Raw genomic sequence first — 26,851 nt, 5'->3', positions numbered from 1 at the left:
AAATGAAAAATTTTGCATTAATAGGTGCTGCAGGTTACATTGCTCCAAGACATTTAAAAGCTATAAAAGACACTAATAACAATTTAATTGCTGCTTTGGATAAGTTTGATTCTGTAGGAATTATGGATAGTTATTTTCCGAATTCTGATTTTTTTGTTGAATTTGAACGTTTTGATAGGCATATAGAAAAATTAAAAAGAAATCAAAATATTAATTTAGATTACGTAAGTATTTGTACACCAAATTATTTACATGATTCTCATATTAGAATGGCTTTAAGAAGAGATGCAGATGCAATTTGTGAAAAGCCAATTGTATTAAATCCATGGAATATAGATGCGTTGTCAGCTATTGAAAAAGAATCAAAAGGAAAAATTAATACCATACTCCAGTTAAGGCTACATGAATCTATTATTCAGCTTAAAAACAAAGTAGATTTAGCTGATAAGAATGGTAAATATGACATAGATTTAACTTACATCACATCAAGAGGTAAATGGTATGATATTTCCTGGAAAGGAGATGAATCAAAATCTGGTGGAATTGCAACAAATATTGGAGTGCATTTTTATGATATGTTAAGTTGGATTTTTGGAAATGTGCAAGAGAATATTGTTCATCTTAGAGAAAAAAATAAAGCAGCAGGTTATCTAGAATTTGAAAATGCTAGAGTAAGATGGTTTCTGTCAATTGACGAAAATGATCTTCCTTATGAGGTTAAACAAAAACAACAAAGAACATTTAGATCAATATCTATTGACGGAGAAGAGCTAGAGTTTAGTAAAGGTTTTACAGAGCTTCATACAGAGAGTTATAAAAAAATTCTTTTAAACGAAGGGTTTGGACTAAACGAAGTTAAAAAATCAATAGAAATTGTTCATAGTATCAGAAACAATGAGATTTTAAAAAATGGAGAAAAACACCCCTTTTTAAGCTAAATAAAAAAACTATATTTGCAACATGAAAATAGGAATAACTTTTAGTTCTTTCGATTTGCTTCATGCAGGTCACATAAAAATGTTGGAAGACGCAAAACGTCAATGTGATTACTTAATTTGTGGGCTTCAAACAGATCCAACATTAGACCGTCCAGAAAAAAATAGGCCAGTACAATCTGTTGTAGAAAGATATATTCAATTAAAAGGATGTAAATATGTAGATGAAATTGTGCCTTACGCAACAGAGCAAGATTTAGAAGATATTCTTAGGTCATTTAAAATAGATGTTCGCGTAATTGGAGACGAATACGTGAGCAAACAATTTACAGGAAGACAATATTGTGAAGAAAAAGGTATTGAGCTTTATTTTAATAACAGAGAGCATCGTTTTTCCAGCAGTGAACTTCGAAAAGAAGTACAAGAAAAAGAAAATTTGAAAGAAAAAGATAAGTGATGAAGATAGCTGTTATCGGCTCTGGCTACGTAGGTTTGGTTTCTGCTGCTTGTTTTGCTGAAATGGGAAATAGAGTTACCTGCGTAGATATTGATTCTATAAAAATAGAAAAACTCAATAATGGTAAAATCCCTATTTTCGAACCAGGATTAGAAGAAATAGTTCTTAAAAATAAGAATCTTTTTTTTACAACGGACTTATCAACTATAATAAACGATGTCGAAATTGTATTTATTTCAGTAGGCACACCTATGGGTACTGATGGCTCTGCAGATTTACAATATGTACTTGCAGCAGCTAAAACAATTGGCGAAACAATGCAAAAAGAAATAATTGTTGTCAATAAATCTACTGTGCCAGTTGGAACAGCAGATATTGTAAAGGCTACAATTAAGTCAGAGTTAAAAAAAAGAGAAGTAGAAATTAATTTTCAAATGGTTTCTAATCCTGAATTCTTAAAAGAAGGAACTGCTATCAATGATTTTATGAAACCAGATAGAGTAGTAATAGGAGCAAACTCTGACTACGCTTTCAACAAGATGAAACAATTGTATTCTCCCTTTTTTAGAACACACGATCGTTTTATAACCATGGATATTCGCTCTGCTGAAATGACTAAGTACGCTGCAAATGCAATGTTAGCTACTAAGATTTCTTTTATGAATGAAATAGCGAATATTTGTGAAAGAGTTGGTGCAGATGCAAATCAGGTTAGAATTGGTATTGGATCAGATAAAAGAATAGGATATAGTTTTATATATCCTGGTGCAGGATATGGTGGCTCTTGCTTTCCTAAAGACGTAAATGCCTTGAGGAAAATTGCTGAAAAACATGGGTATAAAGCAAGCTTAATAGCTTCTGTTGAGGAGGTTAATAATGCTCAAAAAATTATTATTGCAGAAAAAGTTATTAAAAGATTTGGTGAAAATTTATCTGGCAAAACATTCGCTGTTTGGGGCTTAGCCTTTAAACCAGGAACAGATGATGTTAGAGAAGCACCAGCTTTGTATGTTATAAAAGAATTGGTGAAAAGAGGCGCTAAAATAAATGCTTACGATCCTAAAGCAATGAAACAAGCAAAAGAGCATTACTTAAATAATGTAAAAAATATCAACTATTACAAATCTAAATATGAAGTTTTACAAAATTCAGAAGCTTTAATATTGCTAACCGAGTGGAAAGAGTTTAGATCACCAGATTTTGATGAGATAAAAAAACAATTAAATCAACCTATAATATTTGATGGAAGAAATCAATATAATGCATTCAACCTAGAAGAAATAGGGTTTGAATACTATCAAATAGGTAAATAATTTAATTTAAAAATGATTAATAAGAAAGTTAAAGTATATATAGCAGGTCATAAAGGTATGGTTGGTTCTGCAGTTTGGCGAGCTTTAGAAAAAAAAGGTTATTCGAATTTAATAGGCAAAACAAGTAAAGATTTAGATTTAAGAAATCAACAAGAAGTATTCGATTTTTTAAAAAATGAAAAACCAGATATAATTATTGATGCAGCTGCAAGAGTTGGTGGTATTTTAGCAAATAATGATTTTCCTTATCAATTTTTGATGGAAAATATGCAAATTCAAAATAATTTAATTGAAGGAGCATTAAAAACAGGAGTTGAAAAATTCATTTTTTTAGGAAGTTCTTGTATTTACCCAAAGTTTGCACCACAACCATTAAAAGAAGAATATCTTTTAACTGATTCATTAGAACCAACCAATGAATGGTATGCCATTGCTAAAATTACAGGGGTAAAAGCATGTCAGGCAATTAGAAAGCAATTTAAAAAAGATTACGTAAGTTTAATGCCAACAAACTTATATGGTTATTTTGATAATTTTGATTTAAAATCGTCACATGTATTACCTGCGATGCTTCGTAAATTTCATGAAGCAAAAACAAATAATAATGCTTCAGTAAATTTATGGGGAAGTGGAACTCCAATGAGAGAATTTTTATTTGTAGATGATATGGCAGAAGCTGTAATTTATGCATTGGAAAATAAATTACCAGAATATTTATATAACATTGGTACAGGTAAAGATATTACTATTAAAGAATTAGCAGAAACCATACAGAAAGTTGTTGGGCATAAAGGACAAATTAATTGGGACTTAACAAAACCTGATGGAACACCTAGGAAATTAATGGACGTTTCAAAAATGAAAGAATTAGGTTGGCAATATTCAACAGAATTAGAAGATGGAATAGAAAAAACCTACAAATGGTTTTTAAAAAATATAGATAGTATTAAAGAAGTGAAATTAGAAGCGAATTAAAGTATGAAAGTAGCATTAATTACAGGAATTACTGGGCAAGATGGGTCATATTTGGCAGAGTTGTTATTAGAAAAAGGGTATATGGTCCATGGTATAAAAAGAAGATCTTCTTTATTTAATACCGATCGTATTGATCATTTATACCAAGATCCACATCATCCAAAACAACGCTTAAAATTACATTATGGAGATTTGACGGATTCTATGAATTTAACAAGAATTATAGAGGAATGTCAGCCAGATGAAATTTACAACTTAGGAGCAATGTCCCACGTAAAGGTTTCTTTTGATACTCCTGAATATGTAGGAAATGTAGATGGATTAGGAACTTTAAGAATATTAGAAGCTGTTAGGCTTTTAGGTTTAGAGAAGAAAACTAGAATATATCAAGCTTCAACTTCAGAATTATATGGAGGATTGGCCGAAAATAAAAATGAACGTGGTTTTTACGACGAAAATTCTCCTTTTTATCCTCGTTCTCCATATGGAGTTGCAAAAATATACGGTTTTTGGATTACTAAAAATTACAGGGAAGCTTATAACATGTTTGCCTGTAATGGAATTTTGTTTAACCATGAGTCTCCAAGAAGAGGAGAAACTTTTGTAACTCGAAAAATTACTAGAGCTACAGCTAGAATAGCTTTAGGTCTACAAGACAAAGTCTATTTGGGTAATTTGGATGCAAAACGTGACTGGGGGCATGCCAAAGATTATGTTAGAATGATGTGGATGATTTTACAGGCGGACAAAGCAGAAGATTGGGTTATTGCAACAGGAAAAACAACAACTGTACGCGAGTTTGTAAGAATGAGTTTTGCTGAAGTGGGCGTCGAATTGGAATTTAAAGGAAAAGGAGTTGATGAAAAAGCATTGGTGAAAAAATGTAATAATCCAGAATATCAAATAGAAATAGGGAAAGAGGTTTTATCTGTTGACCCTTCATATTTTAGGCCGACAGAAGTAGATTTATTAATAGGAGATCCAACAAAAGCAAAAGAAAAATTAGGTTGGGTTCCGGACTATGATTTAAAAGATTTAGTAGAAGATATGATGAGAAGCGACATTAAATTAATGAAAAAAGATCAGTACCTAAAAAATGGAGGGTATACTACTTTAAATTATTTTGAATAATTTTTATGAAAAAGAAAAACTTAATCATTTTTGGAACTAGGCCAGAAGCTATTAAAATGGCACCTTTAGTCAATAAATTTCTGGAAGACAGTAGATTTGAAACAAAAGTTTGTGTAACTGGACAACATAGAGAAATGTTGGATCAAGTTTTATCTTTTTTTGATATAATTCCAGATTATGACTTGAGTTTAATGAAACCAAATCAGAATTTATACAATTTGACTGGAGAGGTTATTTCTGGTTTAAAACCTGTTTTGGAAAAATATAAACCAGATTTTGTATATGTTCATGGAGACACTACAACAACAATGGCAGCAAGTATTGCCGGTTTTTATGCAGGTGCAAAAGTTTGTCATGTAGAAGCTGGTTTAAGAACAAACAATATGCTATCTCCTTTTCCAGAAGAGATGAATAGGCAAGTAACAGGAAGAGTAACTACTTATCATTTTGCACCAACAATAAAGTCTCAAGAAAATTTATTGTCAGAAAATATTGTGAAAGAAAATATTTTGGTCACTGGAAATACGGTTATTGATGCTTTATTAGAAAGTTCGAGTAGAGTAGAGAATTTGAACAATGAAGATGTTATAAAGTTAAATGATATTGTTGATTTTGCTAAGAGAGTACTATTAGTAACTGGTCATAGAAGAGAAAATCATGGTCAAGGGTTCATCAATATTTGTGCTGCTCTAAAAGAGATTGCAGTTCAAAATCCTGATGTAGAAATTGTATACCCAGTACATTTAAATCCAAATGTTTTAAAGCCAGTTAATGAGCTTCTTACAAATGTAAAAAATATTCATTTAATAAAACCCTTATCATACCCTACTTTTGTATGGTTAATGAATAAATCTTACTTGATAATTACGGATAGTGGAGGTGTACAAGAAGAAGCGCCAAGTTTGGGGAAACCCGTTTTGGTAATGAGAGACACAACGGAAAGACCAGAGGCAGTTGATGCTGGAACAGTAATTTTAGTTGGTACAGATACTAAGCTAATAATAAAAGAAACACAAAAATTATTAGATAATTCTAAACACTATTCTTTAATGAGTTCTTTACATAATCCTTACGGGGATGGTAGAGCTTGTGAAAGAATAATTGAATTTATTTCAAATATTTAATATGAAGAAAGTAGAAGTTGTAACAGTAGGATTAGGATACATTGGTTTACCAACCTCAGCATTAATTGCTCAGAATGGAATTCAGGTTTATGGAGTTGATGTAAATCAAGAAATTGTAGATACCATTAATAAAGGCGAAATTCATATTGTTGAGCCAAGTTTAGATATAGCTGTAGAGGAGTCTGTTAAAAAAGGGTTTTTAAAAGCAGGAATACAACCAGTGGAAGCAAATACTTACCTTGTTGTGGTTCCAACACCTTTCAAAGGAAATCACGAGCCTGACATATCATATGTTGAAGCTGCTACAAAAAATATAATTCATCTTTTGAAAGAAGATGATCTTTATATTATTGAATCAACCTCTCCAATTGGAACTACAGAGAAAATGATGCGTCTTATATATAATTTACGACCTGAATTGGAAGGAAAATTAAATATAGCATATTGTCCAGAAAGAGTGTTGCCAGGAAATGTAATGTACGAATTAGTATACAATGATAGAGTTATTGGTGGAATCGATGAAAAATCCACTAATAAAGCATTAAATTTTTATAAACAATTTGTAAAAGGAGAATTACACTCAACTAACGCAAGAACTGCAGAAATGTGTAAGTTAACAGAGAACTCATCAAGGGATGTTCAGATTGCATTTGCAAACGAACTGTCTTTAATTTGTGATAAAGCAGAAATAAATGTTTGGGAATTAATTAATTTAGCAAATAAACACCCAAGAGTAAATATATTACAACCTGGATGTGGAGTTGGAGGACACTGTATTGCTGTAGATCCTTATTTTATAGTCTCAGATTATCCAATGGAATCTAAAATTATAGGTACAGCTCGTGAAGTAAATAACTATAAATCTTTTTGGTGTGCAGAAAAAATTCAAAATGAAAAACTAAAATTTGAATTAGAGCATAAAAGAAAACCAAAAATTGCTTTAATGGGGCTAGCATTTAAACCTAATATCGACGACTTACGTGAATCTCCAGCAAAATACATTGTAAATAAAGTATTACAAAATGACAATAATGGAAACTACTTTATTGTAGAACCAAATATTGAAGAGCATAATGTTTTTAAATTAACAGATTATAAAAAGGCAGTTGAAGCTGCAGATATAGTTGTTTTTTTGGTTGCTCACAAAGAATTTAAAGAATTAAACATAGAGCAAAACAAAATAATACTAGATTTTTGTGGAATAAATAAGAATAGAATATGAATTTAGATTTAAGTAATAAGTCAATTTTGATAACTGGTGGAACTGGTTCTTTTGGAAAAATGTTCACAAAATTAATTTTGGAAAGAAACCCTAATATCAAAAGATTAGTAATTTTCTCCAGAGATGAACAGAAACATTTTCAAATGTCACAAGAATTTTCTGAAAATGAATATCCACAAATAAGATATTTTATTGGAGACGTAAGAGATTCTAAAAGATTAGAAACTGCATTTGAAGATATCGATATAGTAATTCATGCAGCAGCTATGAAACACGTTCATTTAGCAGAATACAATCCGATGGAATGTGTAAAAACAAATATTAATGGTGCAGAAAATGTTATTAATGCAGCTCTTAAAAGTGGTGTTAAAAATGTTGTAGCTTTATCTACTGATAAAGCAGCTGCTCCAATTAATTTATATGGAGCGACCAAATTAGCTTCGGATAAACTTTTTATTGCTGCAAATAACATTAAAGGTAAAAGAGATATTAAATTTTCTGTGGTAAGGTATGGAAATGTTATGGGATCCAACGGTTCTGTTATGCCTTTTTTCTTAAATAAAAAGAAAAAAGGAGACTCTTTTTTACCTATAACAGATGATAAAATGACAAGGTTTAATATTTCTTTAGAAGACGGATGTGAAATGGTTTTTTATGCAATAGGAAACGCTTGGGGTGGTGAGGTCTTTGTTCCAAAGATTCCTTCATATAGAATACCAGATGTAGCTGAAGCAATTGCACCTGAATTAAAACAAAAAATAGTTGGAATTAGACCAGGAGAAAAGTTACATGAAGAAATGATTACATCATCAGATTCTTATAATACAGTTGATTTAGGTAAATACTACGCTATTTTACCTCAAAAATCACCTTATTCAAAATATTCGAAAGAAGATTATAAAGAAGCATTTAATGGTACTGACGTTCCAGAAGGTTTTTCTTATGATTCTGGGAATAATACTGAGTGGGAAACTGTTGAAAGTTTAAGAGAGTTAGTGAAATTACACGTCGATTCTAATTTTAAAATATAATGAAACCTATACCTTACGGAAGACAAAATATTGATCAGAACGATATTGATGCTGTTGTGGAAACATTAACATCAGATTTTTTAACCCAAGGACCAAAAGTTAAAGAATTCGAAGATAAGTTTGCTGCATATGTTGGTGCCAAATACGCTGTCGCCGTAAATAACGCTACATCAGGACTTCATTTAGCAGTTTTAGCATTAGATTTAAAAAAAGGGGAACGGGTTATTACAACACCAATAACATTTGCTGCATCTGCTAATTGTATTAAATATGCAGAAGGTGAGGTCTGGTTTGCAGATATAGACTCTAAATCTTATTTATTATCATTAAAAAAAACAAGGGAACTTATAGAGAGTAAACCAAGAGGGTTTTTCAAAGGAATTATTCCTGTAGATTTTGCAGGTTTACCTGTTAATTTAGAGGGTTTTAGAGAGCTTGCAAATGAGCATGATTTATGGATTATAGAAGACGCAGCTCATTCACCTGGAGGATATTTTATAGATTCAGAAGGTAATAAACAAATGTGTGGAAATGGAAAGTACGCAGATATTGCTGTCTTTTCATTTCATCCAGTAAAACATATAGCATGTGGTGAAGGAGGTATGATTACTACTAATTCAGAACTATTATTTCAGAAGCTTTCATTGTTAAGAACTCATGGTATCACTAAAGAAAATATGATAGAAAATCATGGGGGATGGTTTTACGAAATGCAAGAATTAGGTTATAATTATAGGTTAACAGATATCCAATCTGCTTTAGGGATAAGTCAACTTTTAAAAAATAAAGAAGGAGTTAAAAGAAGAAATGAATTAGCTAGTAATTATAAAATGGCTTTTAAAGGAAAGGTTAAATATCAAAATTTACCAGAAGGGTATCTTAATGCACACCATCTTTTTGTAATTGAAATTAATGAAAGAAAAAGACTTTATGATTTTTTAAGAAATCATAATATTTTTGCTCAAATACATTATATTCCTGTTCATACTTTGCCTTATTATAAGGAAATTGGTTACGAAGATGCAAATTTAAGTAATTCAGAAAATTTTTATTCAAAATGTATTAGTTTACCAATGTATCCATCTTTATCTGACGAAGAGCAAAACTTTGTAATAAATAAAGTACTCGAATTCTATGACTAATCTTTGTATTATACCAGCAAGGGGTGGGAGTAAAAGAATACCAAAGAAAAATATTAAAGAATTTCTTGGTAAGCCTATTATAGCCTATTCAATAGAGGCGGCTGTAAAGTGTGAGCTTTTTAATGAGGTAATGGTTTCAACAGAGGATATTGAAATAGCTAAAGTTGCAAAAAAATTTGGAGCAAAAGTTCCTTTTTTAAGGAGTACTAATAATGCTAACGATTTTGCTGTGTTAGCAGATGTTATTGAGGAGGTCATCAAAGAGTATGATGATATAGAAAAAAAATTTGATAATATTTGTTGTTTGCTTCCAACAGCTCCTTTCGTTAATTCAATTACAATTAGAAACGCATACAATACCCTTTTAGAGGATAAATTCGATAGTGTATTTCCTGTATTAGAGTTTTCGTTCCCAATACAACGCTCATTAAAAATTGAAAATAAAAAAGTTAATATGGTTTGGAATGAGTTTATGAATACTCGTTCACAAGATTTAGAACCAAGATATCATGATTCTGGTCAGTTTTATTGGTTAAAATCATCTTGCTTTAAAAAACATAAAAAATTATATACTAGTAATTCTGGAGCAATTATAATATCAGAATTGCATGCCCAAGATATAGATACAGAAACTGACTGGAAATTAGCCGAAATTAAATATAAAATTATGCTCAATGACCAAGAAAATAATTTTTAGAGCAGACGGAAATTCAAATATTGGTTTAGGGCATTTATTTCGATTATTTGCATTAATAGAAATGTATAAAGAACATTATGAATGCATATTTGTTACAAAAGAAAATTCAACATTATCAGTATTTTCTAAAAAACATAATTTGGTAATTTTACCTAAAAATATAAATATTTATGAAGAGTCAAATTGGTTAGCTGAAAATTTTTCTCCAAACGAACATTGTATCATTCTTGATGGCTATCAGTTTAATTTTAGTTATCAAAAAAAAATAAAAAAAGTCGGCTTTAAATTAGTGTTTATTGATGATAATATTGAAAAGGAAATAGCTGCAGACATCGTAGTTAATCATTCTTTATTCGTAACTGAAGCACATTTTGGAACTCATAAAAATGTCATTTTTGGTCTTGGGAGCAAATATGCCATCTTACGTCCATTATTTTTGGAAGAATCAAAAAGAAATAGAGAAATAAAAACCATTACTAAAGTTTTTATTTGTTTTGGAGGGGCAGATTTTAATAACTTAACTCACAAATGCTTAAATGCAATTGTTGAATTTTCTGATTTCAAAGAAATACACATTGTTTTAGGAAGTGCATATAAACAAAAAGAAATATATAGAACAATAGAACAAAACTGTAGTAAAGTTTTTTTGCATAAAAAGTTGGATGAAAAAGAAATGATTGGACTTATGAAGAAGTGTGACTTTGCCATTGTTCCTTCAAGTACAATAAGTTATGAGGTTTGTGCAGTCAATATGATTATCTTAAGTGGTTATTATATAGATAATCAACTTAGTATATATAAAGGCTTAATAAACAATAGTTTAATTTATTCTGCAGGTAATTTTAACGAAATGGATGAGGTAGATTTTAAAAATAAAATTTTAGAGGTTATAAATGATTCTCAAGAAAATTATAAAATAATGTTAGAAAATCAAAAACATTTCTTTGACGGTATGCAGAAATCTCGTTTTTTAGAACTTACAAAAGAATTATTATGTTAATACAGGTTTTAGTAGATAATCCTAATTCTTGGATTTTACCATATGCAAAAAATTTAGTAAATATTATAAAAGAAAAATTTAATTATGAAGTCCGTTTACTTTTAAAACATGAAGAAGTTATTAAAGGAGATGTATTGTGTCTATTAAGTTGCGAAAAAATTTTTAAAAAATTAAATTTAAATAAATATAACTTGGTTGTTCATGAGAGTGATCTTCCAAAAGGAAAAGGATGGTCACCATTGACATGGCAAGTTTTAGAAGGTAAAAATTCTATACCAATTACTCTTTTCGAAGCGGTAGAGAAAGTTGATGCAGGAATAATATACAATCAAGATTTTATTGAGTTAAAAGGACATGAACTACTTTCTGAAATTAAACATAAACAAGGCGAAAAAACAATTAGTTTAATTGTTAATTTTTTAAAAGATATTAAAAACATTAAAGGAGAAAAACAAATTGGTGAAGAAACTTTTTATCCAAAAAGAACTTCAAAAGATAGTGAATTAGATATTAATAAATCCATAAAAGATCAATTTAATCTCTTGAGAGTTTGCGATAATGAAAGATATCCAGCTTTTTTTAATATTAATGGACAACAATATTTATTAAAAATTTATAAAAAAAATGAATAATTATTTAATTTTATCTCATAAGCCTTGGAATATCTCATTAGCTGATAAGATGAAGGCTCACTTTTCTAATGATAATTGGTTTTTTATAGATAATAAAAATGATTTTAACTCTGAAAAACTCCAGCAGATTAATCCAGATTATATTTTCATTCCTCATTGGTCGTATATTATAAAAGAAGAAATTTATGAAAATTATAATTGCATAGTTTTTCATATGACAGATTTACCATTTGGTAGAGGAGGAAGTCCTTTACAAAATTTAATTGCTAAAAAAATAAAAGAAACAAAAATTAGTGCAATAAAAGTGGTAAAAAAAATAGATGGCGGTCCAATTTATTTGAAAGAAAAATTAAATTTGTTTGGTACTGCAGAAGAGATTTTTTTAAGAGCAAATGATGTGATTTGTAATATGATTGTTAAGATAATCAATCAAAATATGACACCAGTAGCTCAAACAGGAGAACCTGTAATATTTAAAAGAAGAACTCCAGAAATGAGTAAAATAAACAAAGAAATTAAAGATGTTAATACACTTTATGATCATATTAGAATGTTAGATGCAGATGGATATCCAAAAGCTTATATTGAAACAGATTTTTTTAAATTTGAATTTACAAGAGCTTCGTTAAAGTCAAATGAAACAATAATATCAGATGTTAGAATCGTTAAGAAATAAAAAAATATTAGTTGTAGTAGCTCATCCAGATGATGAGCTTTTAGGCCTAGGTGCTACAATGAATAAGTTAATTACAGATTATGGATGTACAATCAGAGCAGTAATTTTGGGTGAAGGTATTACTTCTAGAGGTGAATCCAGAGATGTTGAATTCTGGAACAAACAATTACAAAGGCATAAAGAAAATATTGAAAGTGCAAGAAAATCTATTGGATATTCTTCAGTTGGAGTTTATGATTTTCCTGATAATAGATTCGACAGTGTAGATTTATTAGATATAATTAAAGTTGTAGAAGAAGAAAAAACTGAATTTAACCCAGAAATTATATTTACCCATCATGGAGGAGATGTAAATGTAGACCATCAAAGAACATTTGAAGCTGTTATCACAGCAGTTAGACCAATGAGCCATGAAAAAGTTAAAGCTATTATCACTTTTGAAACTCCATCTGGAACAGAATGGAGAGCTAGCACAGATCCTAAACATTTTATTCCAAATATGTTTGTTGAAGTATCAGAATTAAACTTGCAAGCAAAAATACAAGGAATGGAAGCTTATGAATTTGAAAAAAGAAAATATCCACACCCAAGATCACCAGAGGCACTGAAAATTTTAGCTCAGCAAAGAGGTGTCATTGTTGGAAAAGAATATGCAGAAGCATTTACCATTGTTAGAGCAATAAATTAAAAAAATAAAAAAATGAAGATTGGAAATTATACAATTGGCAAAAATCAACCATGTTTTATTATTGCAGAGTTATCTGCAAATCATAATGGTAGTTTAGATATTGCAATAGAAACCATAAGAGCAGCTAAGAGAACAGGTGCAGATGCTATTAAATTACAGACTTACACACCAGAAACTATGACTATTAACCATAGTAATCATCATTTCCAAATTAATGAGGGAACTTTGTGGGACGGAAAGACGCTATTTGAATTATATGGAGAGGCATATACACCTTGGGAATGGCATGAAACTCTTTTTAAAGTAGCTAAAGAAGAGGGTTTAATATGTTTTTCTTCTCCTTTTGATATCTCAGCTGTTGACTTTTTAGAAAATTTAGATGTTCCTGCTTACAAGATAGCATCTTTTGAAATTCAAGATATTCCATTAATAGAGTATGCTGCTTCTAAAATGAAACCAATTATTATGTCTACAGGTATCGCAGAATTAACAGATATTCAATTGGCTGTAGATACATGCAGAAAAGTTGGAAATAATGAAATAATACTTTTAAAGTGTACGTCCTCTTATCCAGCCCCATTAGAGCTGGCAAACTTAAATACTATAAAAGATTTGCAAAAAAGGTTTAATGTAGAAGTTGGTTTTAGTGATCATACCTATGGTGTTTTAGCACCAGCAGTTGCTACAACTCTAGGAGCTAAAGTTATAGAAAAACACTTTATTTTAAATAAATCTATAGGTGGACCAGATGCAGATTTTTCTTTGGATGAAATAGAATTTAAAGAAATGGTTGATGCTATTAGAGATACAGAAAAATTATTAGGTACAGTGTCTTATGATGTGACAGAGAAAGTAAAAAAGAATAGAAAATTCGCTAGATCTTTATTTATTGTAGAGGATGTAAAAAAAGGTGACTTACTTACAGATAAAAATATAAGATCAATTAGGCCTGGTTATGGTCTTCATCCTAAATATTATAAAGAGATTTTAGGAAAAAGTTTTATTAAAGATTGCCCAAAAGGAGAGCCTTTATCTTTAAATATGTTTGAATAAGGTTTTTTTAATAAAAACAGGTCTGTAGTTTTTTATTAGAGATAAAAATAATTGTAAAAAAGAAAAAATAAATTTTGAATTACTATTCTTTTTAATATTAACTGAGAAAATGGAAATGTTAAGATTTAATTTTGAAATATTTGTAACTAATAAGTAATTAAAAGTTAATCTACTTTTTTTGTCTTTTGAAAAATAATAAATGAATTTAAAAAAAATAAAAAGTTATGCTGGTGAACTCTTGTATCTTTTATCTTCTATAGTTCTTCCAGGGATTGGTTTTATTACTAGTATCTTGGTTGCTAAATTCGTAGATCCAAAAGATAATGGGTTGATTGAGTCTTATTTTTTAATTTTGCCCTATTTAGGTTTTCTTCAATTAGGTGTTTTTAATGGTTTAAATCGTAATATTGCTTTTTACAAAGCCAAAAATGAACTATCCAAAGTAAATTTGCAAGTAAATACGTCATTATATGTTAGTAGAGCAGTTGCTATTATATCAATAATTTTTGTATTAATCTTTGTAATAATAAATAACAATTCATATAAATTACTTGACTATTTTGCTATCACTGGAGTTTTAATAATTTCGGTTTTATCACCAATAGCACTTCATATTGATACTACTTTTCGTAGTGGTCAAGATTTTAAAAAGCTTGGGGCTTTAAAGCTGTATGAGGCTGGTTTACAACTTTTATTAACGCCATTATTAGTTTTTTTTAAAGGTTATGGAAAAGTATTAATGAATACAGGTAAAGTAATAATAAATGCTATTTTGAGGCTTAAAAACTCACCTTATAAATTGGAAGCTAAGTTTGACTTTAAAAGTTATAAGGAGCTTTTAAGTGTTGGTTTTCCTTTGTTATTTGGTGGTTATTTATTTATTTTGTTTACAATAGCAGATCAATCTATTATTGGTTTAAATTTGGGAAGTGAACAATTAGGTTATTATTTTTTATCGAAATTAGTTCTTACAATTATGTTATTAATCCCTTCATCACTAACTTCGATTTTATATCCTAAAGCAAGTGCATTATTTGGAACTTATGGTAAGCCTTCAAGTTTACGAAAGTTTTTTTGGAATTCTTTGCTTATTAATTTCATAGTTTTATCTTTTATCGGTCTAATTATATATTTTAGTATTGATTTCATAGTATTCAATTATATTCCTAAATATTTGCCAGGAGTTGAGGCTGCTAAAATAAATGTTATTACTGGATTTTCTTTTTTAAGTATCGGTCCAGGAGTAATAATGGGGGTTATTAGGAAAAATAGATTTTATATTTTTTTAGTAGGATTAAGTTTGCTTGCAATGTGGGGTGTAAGTTTTTTCACAAAAATTACTTCTATTGAGCAAGTTGCATACTATAGATGTATTATTTCATTAATTTTGTCAATAGGAACAATTTTTTATAGTTATTATTTAACTTTCAGTAAACATGAATAAAATTTTATCAAATCCAATATATTATTTATATAGAGCATTCAAAAAATTAATTAATTTCTTTTTTTTTGTTGTCGGGAATATTTATTTTAAATTAATTGGAATGGATTTCTCTTTTTTTAAAGTCAAAATGGATAGAATTCCCCATATAATATTGTATCAAAATGCAAAGATAACTTTAGGAGAAAATGTTGTAATTACTTCATGCTCATCTACAAACCCAATAGGAGTAAAACACAAGTGTATTTTAGCAGTTCTTAATAGTGGTGCACAAATAAATATTGGAAATAATACTGGAATTACAGGAGCATCTATTTGTTGTTCTACACAAGTTGACATAGGCTCTAATGTTTATATTGGTAGCGGAGTTGGTATTTGGGATACAGACTTTCATCCTATTAATTGGAAAGAAAGAGAAAAACGTCCAAATGATGGCAAGTCTTTACCGATAAAAATCGGTGACAATGTATTTATTGGTGCTAATTCTATTATTTTGAAAGGCGTAACTATAGATGATGGAGCTGTTATTGGTGCGGGATCTGTAGTTTCTAGAAATGTTGGTAGCAATGAAATTGTAGCTGGTAACCCTGCTAAGAAAATAAAAAAAATAATTTATGAGTAAAATAGTTTTACATGTAAGACCATGGAATAACCAATTTATGTTTGAATTTTCAGAAAAATTAAATAATGTAGGTGATTACAATGAAATAATTTTCGTAACAATGTTTTCTGAGAGTTATGACTTTTTTATTAAAAGAAAAAAAAAGATATTATTACTTCCAGATTTGGTAAACGACATAGTGATAAATCAAAATCGTTTAATCCAAATTGATAAACTTCTAAAAAATAATAATTTTGGTTTAAATGACATTTTAGAAACTGAAAGATTTTTTGATACAGATATCTATAATGAAAATTATTTTTATCGTTATGCGATATTATTAGATAATATAATTGATAAAAACACATTAAATGTTTCTTTATCTTTAGATCATTTTATTTATTGTTTTAGTGCTCTTCTTACAAATGCAAAAAATGGTTATAATTATTCTTTTATTCCAGTAGGGGTACCATATAATAGTGTAGTTGCTTTAAAAGACTCTTGGAATATAAGAGTTAATAGAATTAATCAAAGAAAAATAGAAAAGAAAAGTTTAACAGATAGATTAAATGTTCCTATGACAGAAAGGCTTGTCTATATGAAAAAACAGACTAGCCCTAATGTGTTTAAGACCAATTCAAAGAATGCTATCAAGTATTTAAAGAAAGACGAAGAAATAAAAAACCACTTGAATGACAAAGGGTATTCTCTATTAAGAAAAATTAAACGAAAAATTACTTCAATAAAGAGTAAAAATTATTACTTACCAGATATTAAATCTTTAGGAGATATAAAAAATAAATTTGTATATATTCCGCTTCATATGGAGCCAGAAGCAACTGTTATTCTTTATAGTACTTATTTTCAAAGTCAAATTGAAATGACTAGATTGATTTCAAAAGTTTTACCTTATGGTTGGGAAATAGTGGTAAAAGAGAACCCAAAAATGCTTAAAGTGCGTAATAAAGAATTTTATAAAGCCCTTAAATCTATACCAAATGTAAAGTTTGTTAATATGCCTGTTGAGTCTACAGAATTAATTAAAAAATCTGAAATAGTTGTCGCACTATCTGGAACATCTTCTTTAGAGGCATATTTATTAGATAAACCAGCTATTTTATTTGGAACACCACCACATCATAAATTATTAAAATATACTGGCTATGGAATTAATTACTCTATGAAAGAGTTAAAGGAAATATTTAGTAAAGAATTAAACATTTCAGATTTTTATAATGATTCAGAATGGGAAGATTTTATTGGGGCAACATTACCGTATAATATGATTCCTAAAAGAAACAATAAAGCCCAATTATTTATTGACATTATAGAGAATCCGCCAGAAAAATTTAGTAAATTTATTCAAGATACATTATTTGATGAAAGAGGATAAGTATTTTGAGAATTTTTTAAAAATATGGAATGTTATGTTTTTTACTAACATTCTATGGATTCTTGGTTTAAATCAATTTAGATTTATATTAATTATTAGTTGTTTAGTGTTTTTTAGCTTTAATTCTTTCATGAAATTTATGAGCTATCGAAATAAGAATACATCATTTAAAAATAAAACCTATCGATTGTATTCTGGTTTATTAATTATTGGTTCTTTTGTTTTTATATTAGGACTTTTAAATAATTATACAGATTCTAAATATTTTGGTAGACTTGTTTTCGATTTATTTGCTTTTTCTCTTATTTTATCGGGTATTACTTTTGTTAACGTTTCAAGAAAATTATGGGTTAAATTTTTAAATACTTACTTTTTTTGGACAATATTGTTTATCTTAATAGGTATTCCTTCTCTAGATTTTAATTATTTTTTAACAGCAAGTAGTAGAAATAGTATGTTAATCGAAATGGCAGAAAACTCAACCTATAAAATTAACTATGTAGCTCAAATGACAACTTTAGCTTTAGTTCCATTAATTTTAATTATATCTATTCAATTTGGAAAAAAAAAGCATGTCGTTTTAACTGTTGCTATGTTATTTTTATATTTATTTAATGGGTTTTATTATGCAAAAAAAAATGTATTATTTGAGCTAATATTTTTGGTTATAGTTTTAATTTTCTTTTATTTAAAAGGAAAAGCAAGATTTCGTTTATTAATCTCTCTTTTTATTAGTGTATTTGTTTTTATGTATATTTTTTCAGAATCTATATTTGTCAACCGTTTTGAAAACCGTATAGATACAGCTGTTTCTACTGAAAGGAATGATCGTTTGGTGGAAGCAGATACTTTTTTCGCCTCTTATGAACTTCATGATTATGTTTTAGGTAGAGGTTTTGGAGGTTTTGTAGAAAATACAGTTGGGGGAAGTGTATTACATATTGGGCTTATTAATTTTATATTTAAATTTGGGTTTTTATGCATGGTAGTTCTCTTTCTCTTTATCACAAAAAAAATTATTGATTCTTTTTTTAAAAGAAAAATGTTAACTAATAAATTTGAAATTATAATGTCTATGTTTTTTCTTGTTTATATGGTTAGCTCACCTATGTGGTCTTGGTATACGAATATGTTATACTTTCCTTTTATGGTTTTTGGGTCATATATAATTACTGCTAAAAATTCAAATTTATGTTAACAATAGTTACGCCAACTTTAAATTCAGTTAATTTTTTAGAAAACAATATTAATTCCATAAAAAAATTAACAATTCCATTTGAACACATTATCGTAGATGGAGGTTCTTCAGATGGGACATTAGAAATTATAAAAAAACACCCTCATGTTAAGTTAATCAATCAAACAGAAAAGTTGGGCATGTATCATGCCATATCTTTAGGTTTTGAGAAAGCAAAGGGAGAATTTATTACTTGGGTAAATTCCGATGATGTTGTTGTTAAAGAAGGTTTTGAAAAAATGTATGAAGTACTAAAATCTAATAAATGCGACTTCGTATATTCCGATTCAATCTTTAATTTTATAAAAAAAGGAAAAAAAACGAGGATTAGTGGATCTCGATTTCCAAAGTTTATATTAAAAAATAAGATTATGCCCTTTGTTCAACCAAGTACAATGTATACAAAAAACTTATACGAGAAAATAGGAGGTTTAAACTACTTAAAGTTTAAACTAGCTGGAGATTTAGATATGTTTAGACGTTTTTCTATAGAAAAAGGAATTAGATTTAAATATTTGAATATAGTATCTACAGAATTTTTAAAGTATGGAGAATCCCTAGGAGATATAAATATTAAAGCTATGAGAAGAGAAGTAATTAATATGGAAGGCAAGACAAATGTTCTATCGAAAATAATTATTCGAATAATTTTATTAATGAGATAATTTTTTTGATTTATGAAAGTTTTATTAAACTTAATGCCAATTAAAAGTGGAGGAGGACAACAAGTAGCTTCAAACTTTATAATACAATCCTTAAACAATAGTGACTTTACACTTTTCTTTTTGGTTACAGAAAACACACATGTTCATAAAATATTAATAGAAAAAAAATGCAAAAATATATATACAGTAAAAGAAGGATTGTATAATAGATTAATTTTCCAGTTATTTAGGTTTAGTAAAGTTGTTTTAAATAATAACATCGAAATAATTTACACAATGTTTGGACCTGGTTTACACTATAGAAATATAAAGTCAGTTACTGGATGCGCATATTCAAATCTGTTCTACCCTGAAATAAAGTTTTGGCAAGGATACTCTTTTTTACAAAATATTAAATTAAAATTAATAGATAGGTATAGACTAAAAAGTACATTAAAATCTGATTTTATAATTTTTGAAAATGAATCGATGCGAAATAGAGCAGTGGATTTATTTAACTATCCAGCGGAACAAACAGAACTTATTTTACCTTCAATATCCTCTTATCCTACTTCTAAAGTTTCCAAAAAATTTAGAACGAGATTAAATGAGATAGAAACCAATAAATTTAATCTTTTAATGCTTTCTGGATGGCACAAAAATAAAAATATAGAAATTGTTCCGGAAATACTTCTAAGTTTAAAAAAACAGAATGTTATGGATGTAAGCTTTGTAATAACTGTTCCTCCAAAAGATCCAAATTCAATACTTTTATTAGAGAAAGCTAAAAAATATTCTGTTGAAAAAAACATAGTTTTTTTTGACCAAGTTTTACCTTCAGAAGTACCTTTTTTATTCGAAAAGATAGACGGTGTTGCTCTTTTTAGCTTGTTAGAAAGTTTTAGTAATAATATTATTGAATCTTGGTATTTTAAAAAACCTCTATTTATATCAGATGAGGAATGGTCACGTTCTATATGTGAAAACGCAGCTGTTTATGTGGAACGAAATGATGCATCTAATATTTGTGATAAAATAATAAATTACAGAAGTAACATAAATTTACAAAACCAAATCAAAACTAATGCAGATTTAATTATCGAAAAATATCCAAGTCCTAGTAAAAAAGTAAATATGCAATTAGATTTATTAAGGTCAATAAAATGAAAAAAGAGATTAAAAATTTTGCTGTTTGTACTTATGAATCTTTATCTTCAATAGTTTTTTCTTTACCTAGACACAAATTGTTTAATTTAGTTAAAAGTAACTATATAAGAATTCAAGGAGGTATCGTTGGTAAAAGAGTTACATTCTATCCTGGTATAAAAATCAACCCAGCAATAAATATAATTATTGGAAATAATGTTGACTTAGCCTGGGGTGTAATAATAACTACCAAAGGCGGTGTTGAAATAGGAGAAAGAACTTTAATTGGATATAGAACTCAAATAATATCTGCAAACCATATAATACCTAGCAACCAAGGAAGAATCTTCGATTCTGGTCATGTGTCTAAAAAAGTTATTATAGGAAAAGATGTATGGATTGGTGCAAATTGTATAATTACATCAGGTGTTATTATAGGTGAAGGAGCAGTAATTGCTGCTGGAAGTGTTGTAACTAAAGATGTAAAACCATTTACAATAGTTGGAGGAGTTCCTGCAAAAATTATTAAAGAAAGAAAATAAAATTTATATGAAACAAATAATACAAGACCTTAAGAAGGGAGACACTATTTTAGAAGAAGTACCAGTGCCAGCCATAAAGTCGGGAGCTGTTTTAATAAAAACGACTAAAACATTAGTGTCTTTAGGAACTGAAAAAATGTTAGTAGAATTTGGTAAAGCAAACTTTATTCAAAAAGCGAAACAGCAACCAGATAAGGTTAAAATGGTTTTAGATAAGGTAAAGACAGACGGATTAAAGCCAACATTAGATGCAGTTTTTAATAAATTAGGGCAACCATTACCATTAGGTTATTGTAACGTGGGAGAAGTGGTAGCTGTAGGTAAAGGTGTAAAAGAATTTAATATTGGAGATAGAGTAGCATCTAATGGTAATCATGCAGAGTATGTGTTGGTACCTAAAAATCTTGTAGCTAAAATTCCTGAAAATGTAACCGACGAAGAAGCTGCATTTACAATTATAGGCTCTATTGGGCTACAAGGAATTAGATTGTTAAAACCTACTTTTGGAGAAACAATAGTTGTAGTAGGCTTAGGTCTTATAGGTTTGGTAACAGCAGAGTTGTTAAAGGCTAACGGATGTAATGTTATTGGTTTCGATTTCGATTCAGAGAAAATTAAAATAGCGAAAGAAAAAGGAATTATTGCTATAAATCCAGCAGAAGGTACAGACCAAGTAAAATTTGTTGAAACATTTACAAATGGAGTTGGTGCAGATGGAGTTATAATTACGGCATCTAGTAAAAGTAACGATATTATATCGCAGTCTGCCCAAATGTGTAGAAAATTAGGAAGAATTATTTTAGTTGGCGTAATTGGTTTAGACATTAGTAGAGCAGATTTTTATAATAAAGAAATTTCTTTTCAAGTTTCTTGCTCATATGGTCCAGGGCGTTATGACGATGAGTATGAAAACAAAGGAAATGATTATCCAATAGGTTATGTACGTTGGACAGAAAAAAGAAATTTTAACGCAGTTTTAAATGCAATTTCTAACGGCTCTTTAAATGTTAAACCTTTAATTACAGAACGAATTCCTTTAGAAGATTATCAAAAAATATATGGAGACATGGGAGTTTCCAAGTCGATTGCCTCTATATTAGAATATAATACAACAGAAAAACCAGTTTCTACAGTTAAAATTAGTAACAAATCATTTAAAGGAAATAAAGGTGTTATTGGTATTGTAGGAGCAGGTAATTTTACAAGTGCTACTATTTTACCAAGTTTAAAAAAATTAAATGCTAATATAAAATACATAGCAAGTTCTGGAGGGTTATCTTCGACCACTATGGCAAAGCAATATCAGATTGCAAATTCTACTACAGATTATAAAGAAATACTAAATGATACAGAAACAGATTTAGTTTTAATAACAACAAAACATAATATGCATGCTTCTATGGTCTTGGAAACTATGCAAGCTAATAAAAGTGTTTTTGTAGAAAAGCCTTTGGCATTAACAGCAGAAGAATTAAAAAAGATTGTAGAAGAATATAATAAGCGTAATGTAAATATTTCTGTAGGTTTCAATAGACGTTTTGCTCCTTTGGCAAAAAAAATGAAAAAAGTTTTAGGAAACGATAAAGCACCTATGAATATTATTGCTACAATGAATGCTGGTTTTATACCTGCAGATGTATGGGTACATGATATGGAAGTTGGAGGAGGAAGAATTATCGGAGAAGCTTGCCATTATATAGATTTGTGTACTTATTTTGCAGGTAGTAAAGTAATTTCTGTTTGCATGAATGCTATGGGAGCCAATCCACAAGAAAACACCGATAATGCAAGTATATTGTTAAAATATGAAAACGGAACCAATGCAGTTATTAACTATTTTGCAAATGGATCTAAAGCCTATTCAAAAGAAAGAGTTGAAATTTTCTCTCAAGAAAGAACTTTAATTATGGATAATTGGAGAAAGTTAAAAGCATATGGTTTTAAGGGTTTCTCTAAAAGCTCTTCAAAACAAGACAAAGGTCATTATAACCAATTTAATCAATTAATTGAACAGCAGCAAAAAGGAGGAGAACCTATTATACCTTTCGAGGAAATTGTTAATACAACAAAAGCCTCATTTGCAGCGATAGAATCTTTGAAACAAGGAAAATGGGTGGAAGTAAAATAAGTACACTGTATAATACAATAAAATATCTAAAGCCTATTCAAATTTATTATAGGCTTTACTATTTTATAAGAAATCGTTTCTTTAAAAAAAAATACAATAAAAAGTTAGAGAATAATGAACTTTCTTTAGTATGGGAAGACTTTTTGTTAACCCCTAACTCATACTTGGGAGAAAATGAGTTCTTTTTCTTAAACATCACAAAAAAATTTGGAGAGAGTATAGATTGGAATTATTCGGAGTTTGGAAAACTATGGACTTTTAATCTTAATTATTTCGATTTTTTAAATCAAAAAGAAATTAAAACTGAGGAAGGACTAAGGTTAATAAAAGACTATTTAAAAAACGACCAGTATTTAAAAGATGGTAAAGCAGCTTACCCAATTTCACTTCGAGGAATTAATTGGATTAAATTTTTGTCGAATAGAAAAATTTTAAATCATGAAATAAATCAAGGATTATATAACCATTATCAAATACTTTTAAATAATATAGAATATCATTTGCTTGGAAATCATTTATTAGAAAATGGTTTTTCCTTATTATTTGGAGCATATTATTTTAAAGACGATACTCTTTATAAGCCAGCTTTTAAAATTTTAAAATCAGAACTGAAAGAACAAACTTTAAAAGACGGTGGTCACTTCGAATTATCTCCAATGTATCACCAAACTATGCTGTTTAGAGTATTAGATTGTATAAAATTAATACGACTAAATAATTGGAAACAAGATAATTTATTACAGTTTTTAGAAAGTATTGCATGTAGAATGTTGTCTTGGATAAAAGAAGTAACTTTTAAAAATGGAGACATTCCAATGGTAAATGATAGTGCTTTTGATATTGCCCCATCCACTAAAGAATTGGTATTGTATGGAGAGGAGTTAAATTTAATTATAGAGAATGTAAAACTGTTAGACTCTGGTTACAGAATGTTTAAAAAAAATAATTTTGAGTTATTTGTAGATGTTGGTAATGTAGGAGCTTCTTATCAACCTGCGCATGTACATTCAGACACTTTTAATTTTGTATTGTATGTAAATCAAAATCCTATTTTTATAGATACAGGATTATCTACCTATGAAAAGAACGAATTAAGACAATTAGAAAGAAGTACAGCAGCACATAATACTGTGCAAATAGAAGATATAGAGCAAACCCAAGTTTGGGGAGGGTTTAGAGTTGCTAAAAGAGCCGAAGTTACAAGTTTAAAAGAAAATAAAAATAGTATAAAAGCTACTCATAATGGTTACAAAGCCTTAAACCTTACCCATTCAAGAAAGTTTACTGTTAGTGAAAATAATATTAATATAGAAGATGTTATCACTTCAGAAAAACCTTTTAAGAAAGTTGCTCATTTTCATCTTCATCCAGCTATTTCTAATGTCACAATAAGAAAATCTAAAGTTTTACTTGGAGACTATAATATAGAAGTGTTTTTTGAAGGAAAAAACATCTCCATTGAAAAAGGAAATTATAGATTTGCAAAAGGTTTTAATAAAGCGTCTACTGCAATAAAATTAAAAGTTTTATTTGAATCTAGTTTGTCAACAAAAATTCAATTATGAAAATATTATTTTTAACGTATTATTTCGAACCAGATTTATGTGCGGGCTCTTTTAGAAATACATCTTTATTTAAATCGCTAGCCCAAAGGGTTAAAAATATAGATAGTATAGATGTGATTACAACTTATCCAAATAGGTACGATTCTTATAAGGTTTCTGCAGATAAGATAGAAAAAAGAGGTGATAATATTACAATAAATAGAATTCGTATACCTGATCATAAAAGTGGGTTGTTTGGGCAAATAAAATCGTTTAGAATTTTTTATTATGAAGCTAAAAGAATAGCAAAAGATAAAAATTACGACCTAGTTTATGCTTCTTCCTCTAGATTGTTTACAGCATTTTTAGGAGCAAAATTAGCCCGAAAAAATAAAGGGAAATTATATTTAGATATTAGAGACATTTTTAGAGAAAGTATTGTAGAGATTTTTAAAAATCCTATTATTAAAATCGGTTTAGATTTTTTTCTTAGACCTATAGAAAATTATACTTTTAAAAACGCAAATCACATAAATTTAGTTTCAAAAGGTTTTGAAAGTTATTTCGTAAAGTATAAACAGTGTTCCTATTCTTTTTACACAAATGGAATCGATATTGTATTCTTAAATAAGAATATAGAAGTACCTAATGAAGATAAAAAACTTAAAACAATTGTTTATGCAGGTAATATTGGAGAAGGACAAGGTTTGCATATTATTTTGCCAAAGGTAGCTAAAGCCTTTCAAAATAAATATAAATTTATTATTTATGGAGATGGAGGAGCTAAGCAAAAATTAATATCGGCAATAAAAGAAGAAGGAGTAGAGAATATAGAAATAAAAAAACCTATTGATAGAAAGTTATTAATAAAAGAATATCAAAAGGCAGATTTTCTGTTTCTTCACTTAAATAAATACAAAGCTTTTGAAAGAGTATTACCATCTAAATTATTTGAATATGGTGCTTTTGATAAACCTATAATAGCTGGAGTGGGCGGTTATGCTTCTGAGTTTCTTAAAGAAAATTTATCTAATGTTATTTTATTTGAACCAGGAAATGTTAAAGAGTTTATAGATTCTTTAAAAAAATATAAATATATAAAAGTGCGAAGAAATACTTTTGTGGATAATTTCTCAAGAGAAAAAATTAATATTTTAATGTCACAATCTATACTTAAAACTCATGAAAATACTAATTACAGGAAATAAGGGGTTTGTTGGTGGAAATTTAACAGCATTTTTACTTAAAAAAAACAAGCAAGTCACAGGGGTTTCTAGATCTCCTTTGAAAAGTGAGATAGATTACAAGACTTTAGATTTAAAGATTTTAAATAATGCAAAAGCAATTGTCCACTTAGCAGGTAAAGCACACGATTTAAAAAAGACTTCTGAAGATAAAGAGTATTTTAAGGTAAATACAAAACTTACAAAAACACTATTCGATAAATTCTTAAAAAGCGATTGTGAAATTTTTATATATATGAGTTCCGTAAAAGCGGCAGCAGATGTTGTAGAAGGTGAATTAACAGAACAAGTAGCACCAAACCCAATAACAGCATATGGTAAATCTAAGTTAGCAGCTGAAGAGTATATTTTATCAAAAAATATTCCAAGTAACAAAAGAGTTTATATTTTAAGACCTTGTATGATTCATGGACCAAATAATAAAGGAAATTTAAACTTATTATATAATTTTGTTTCTAAAGGAATTCCATACCCTTTTGGGAGATATGATAATCAAAGATCATTTGTTTCAGTAGAAAATCTATGTTTTATAATTAACGAACTTATAGATAATTCTAAAATCGAGTCTGGTATTTATAATATCGCTGATGATGAGTCAATTTCGTCGAATCAATTGGTGAGAATTATAGGAGAAACCATTTCAAAACCAGTAAGAATTATACATACGCCAAAGTTTCTAATAACTATTTTATCAAAAATTGGAGATGTACTTCCTTTTCCCCTTAATTCGGAGCGATTACAAAAGTTGACTGAGAATTATGTGGTTTCAAACATTAAAATAAAGAATGCTATTCAAAAAAGTTTACCTTTGTCAACTGAAAAAGGAATTCAAAAAACGATTTCTTCATTTTAAAC

26 protein-coding genes are annotated in these 26,851 nt (G+C 28.6%); all 26 read left to right on the top strand.

The features are described from left to right. The first annotated feature begins 2 nt into the window (after window positions 1–2). A complete protein-coding gene (locus FDT66_RS12325; protein WP_138536986.1) occupies window positions 3–938 on the top strand; it encodes a Gfo/Idh/MocA family protein in 936 nt (311 codons plus the stop codon). A gap of 22 nt (window positions 939–960) precedes the next feature. After that, window positions 961–1,392, top strand: a complete 432-nt coding sequence (locus tag FDT66_RS12320) for an adenylyltransferase/cytidyltransferase family protein (protein ID WP_138536984.1) — start codon at window positions 961–963, stop codon at window positions 1,390–1,392. Next, the gene (locus FDT66_RS12315; RefSeq protein WP_138536982.1) at window positions 1,392–2,705 is read left to right on the top strand and encodes a UDP-glucose dehydrogenase family protein; all 1,314 of its coding nucleotides are present in this window, start codon (window positions 1,392–1,394) and stop codon (window positions 2,703–2,705) included. The genes FDT66_RS12320 and FDT66_RS12315 overlap by 1 nt, the downstream gene beginning before the upstream one ends. A 12-nt stretch (window positions 2,706–2,717) precedes the next feature. Beyond that, window positions 2,718–3,680 (top strand): GDP-L-fucose synthase family protein, encoded by a 963-nt coding sequence (locus FDT66_RS12310; protein ID WP_138536980.1) that lies wholly within the window; start codon window positions 2,718–2,720, stop codon window positions 3,678–3,680. Window positions 3,681–3,683: 3 nt separating this feature from the next. Beyond that, entirely contained in the window at window positions 3,684–4,811 is a 1,128-nt protein-coding gene (gene gmd / locus FDT66_RS12305) for a GDP-mannose 4,6-dehydratase (protein WP_138536978.1), read from the top strand. Between the two features lie 5 nt (window positions 4,812–4,816). Next, window positions 4,817–5,935, top strand: coding sequence for a non-hydrolyzing UDP-N-acetylglucosamine 2-epimerase (wecB, locus tag FDT66_RS12300; protein ID WP_138536972.1), 1,119 nt, complete (start codon window positions 4,817–4,819; stop codon window positions 5,933–5,935). A gap of 1 nt (window position 5,936) precedes the next feature. Beyond that, on the top strand, window positions 5,937–7,157 hold the full coding sequence (gene wecC / locus FDT66_RS12295; RefSeq protein WP_138536970.1) for a UDP-N-acetyl-D-mannosamine dehydrogenase: 1,221 nt from the start codon (window positions 5,937–5,939) through the stop codon (window positions 7,155–7,157). Next, entirely contained in the window at window positions 7,154–8,188 is a 1,035-nt protein-coding gene (gene pseB / locus FDT66_RS12290; RefSeq protein WP_138536969.1) for a UDP-N-acetylglucosamine 4,6-dehydratase (inverting), read from the top strand. The genes wecC and pseB overlap by 4 nt, the downstream gene beginning before the upstream one ends. After that, the gene (pseC, locus tag FDT66_RS12285) at window positions 8,188–9,330 is read left to right on the top strand and encodes a UDP-4-amino-4,6-dideoxy-N-acetyl-beta-L-altrosamine transaminase (protein WP_138536967.1); all 1,143 of its coding nucleotides are present in this window, start codon (window positions 8,188–8,190) and stop codon (window positions 9,328–9,330) included. The genes pseB and pseC overlap by 1 nt, the downstream gene beginning before the upstream one ends. After that, a complete protein-coding gene (pseF, locus tag FDT66_RS12280) occupies window positions 9,323–10,027 on the top strand; it encodes a pseudaminic acid cytidylyltransferase (protein ID WP_138536965.1) in 705 nt (234 codons plus the stop codon). The genes pseC and pseF overlap by 8 nt, the downstream gene beginning before the upstream one ends. Further along, window positions 10,005–11,027 carry a UDP-2,4-diacetamido-2,4,6-trideoxy-beta-L-altropyranose hydrolase gene (pseG, locus tag FDT66_RS12275; RefSeq protein ID WP_138536963.1) on the top strand — a complete coding sequence of 341 codons (1,023 nt, stop codon included), beginning with the start codon at window positions 10,005–10,007 and terminating at the stop codon, window positions 11,025–11,027. Before pseF ends, pseG begins: the two co-directional genes overlap by 23 nt. After that, window positions 11,021–11,659, top strand: a complete 639-nt coding sequence (locus FDT66_RS12270; protein ID WP_138536961.1) for a formyltransferase family protein — start codon at window positions 11,021–11,023, stop codon at window positions 11,657–11,659. The genes pseG and FDT66_RS12270 overlap by 7 nt, the downstream gene beginning before the upstream one ends. Next, window positions 11,652–12,335, top strand: a complete 684-nt coding sequence (locus FDT66_RS12265; RefSeq protein ID WP_138536959.1) for a methionyl-tRNA formyltransferase — start codon at window positions 11,652–11,654, stop codon at window positions 12,333–12,335. The genes FDT66_RS12270 and FDT66_RS12265 overlap by 8 nt, the downstream gene beginning before the upstream one ends. Next, the gene (locus FDT66_RS12260) at window positions 12,313–13,023 is read left to right on the top strand and encodes a PIG-L deacetylase family protein (RefSeq protein WP_138536957.1); all 711 of its coding nucleotides are present in this window, start codon (window positions 12,313–12,315) and stop codon (window positions 13,021–13,023) included. Before FDT66_RS12265 ends, FDT66_RS12260 begins: the two co-directional genes overlap by 23 nt. Window positions 13,024–13,035: 12 nt before the next feature. Then, entirely contained in the window at window positions 13,036–14,076 is a 1,041-nt protein-coding gene (gene pseI, locus FDT66_RS12255; RefSeq protein WP_138536955.1) for a pseudaminic acid synthase, read from the top strand. A 199-nt stretch (window positions 14,077–14,275) separates the two neighbouring features. Continuing rightward, complete coding sequence (locus FDT66_RS12250; RefSeq protein WP_138536953.1) at window positions 14,276–15,520, top strand: oligosaccharide flippase family protein; 1,245 nt, start codon at window positions 14,276–14,278, stop codon at window positions 15,518–15,520. Window positions 15,521–15,647: 127 nt separating this feature from the next. Further along, complete coding sequence (locus FDT66_RS14270) at window positions 15,648–16,139, top strand: acyltransferase (RefSeq protein ID WP_171032382.1); 492 nt, start codon at window positions 15,648–15,650, stop codon at window positions 16,137–16,139. Next, a complete protein-coding gene (locus FDT66_RS12240) occupies window positions 16,132–17,511 on the top strand; it encodes a capsular polysaccharide export protein, LipB/KpsS family (protein WP_138536949.1) in 1,380 nt (459 codons plus the stop codon). The genes FDT66_RS14270 and FDT66_RS12240 overlap by 8 nt, the downstream gene beginning before the upstream one ends. A 139-nt stretch (window positions 17,512–17,650) precedes the next feature. Further along, a complete protein-coding gene (locus FDT66_RS12235; protein WP_138536947.1) occupies window positions 17,651–18,709 on the top strand; it encodes a hypothetical protein in 1,059 nt (352 codons plus the stop codon). After that, window positions 18,703–19,413: a glycosyltransferase gene (locus tag FDT66_RS12230; protein WP_138536945.1), complete on the top strand. Its 711-nt coding sequence runs from the start codon at window positions 18,703–18,705 to the stop codon at window positions 19,411–19,413. Before FDT66_RS12235 ends, FDT66_RS12230 begins: the two co-directional genes overlap by 7 nt. A gap of 12 nt (window positions 19,414–19,425) precedes the next feature. Further along, window positions 19,426–20,559 (top strand): glycosyltransferase, encoded by a 1,134-nt coding sequence (locus tag FDT66_RS12225; protein WP_138536943.1) that lies wholly within the window; start codon window positions 19,426–19,428, stop codon window positions 20,557–20,559. Then, window positions 20,556–21,080, top strand: coding sequence for an acyltransferase (locus FDT66_RS12220; RefSeq protein WP_171032381.1), 525 nt, complete (start codon window positions 20,556–20,558; stop codon window positions 21,078–21,080). The genes FDT66_RS12225 and FDT66_RS12220 overlap by 4 nt, the downstream gene beginning before the upstream one ends. 7 nt (window positions 21,081–21,087) lie before the next feature. Next, window positions 21,088–23,208 (top strand): bi-domain-containing oxidoreductase, encoded by a 2,121-nt coding sequence (locus FDT66_RS12215; protein WP_138536941.1) that lies wholly within the window; start codon window positions 21,088–21,090, stop codon window positions 23,206–23,208. Further along, window positions 23,190–24,773 (top strand): heparinase II/III family protein, encoded by a 1,584-nt coding sequence (locus FDT66_RS12210; protein WP_138536938.1) that lies wholly within the window; start codon window positions 23,190–23,192, stop codon window positions 24,771–24,773. Before FDT66_RS12215 ends, FDT66_RS12210 begins: the two co-directional genes overlap by 19 nt. Then, on the top strand, window positions 24,770–25,960 hold the full coding sequence (locus FDT66_RS12205; RefSeq protein WP_138536937.1) for a glycosyltransferase family 4 protein: 1,191 nt from the start codon (window positions 24,770–24,772) through the stop codon (window positions 25,958–25,960). The genes FDT66_RS12210 and FDT66_RS12205 overlap by 4 nt, the downstream gene beginning before the upstream one ends. After that, the gene (locus FDT66_RS12200; RefSeq protein WP_138536935.1) at window positions 25,935–26,849 is read left to right on the top strand and encodes an NAD-dependent epimerase/dehydratase family protein; all 915 of its coding nucleotides are present in this window, start codon (window positions 25,935–25,937) and stop codon (window positions 26,847–26,849) included. Before FDT66_RS12205 ends, FDT66_RS12200 begins: the two co-directional genes overlap by 26 nt. The last annotated feature ends 2 nt before the right edge of the window (window positions 26,850–26,851 follow it).

This window comes from Polaribacter aestuariivivens, from assembly GCF_005885675.1.
Classification (GTDB): domain Bacteria; phylum Bacteroidota; class Bacteroidia; order Flavobacteriales; family Flavobacteriaceae; genus Polaribacter; species Polaribacter aestuariivivens.
The sequence above is the reverse complement of the archived record's forward strand: the minus strand, read 5'-3'. Positions and strand labels throughout refer to the sequence as shown.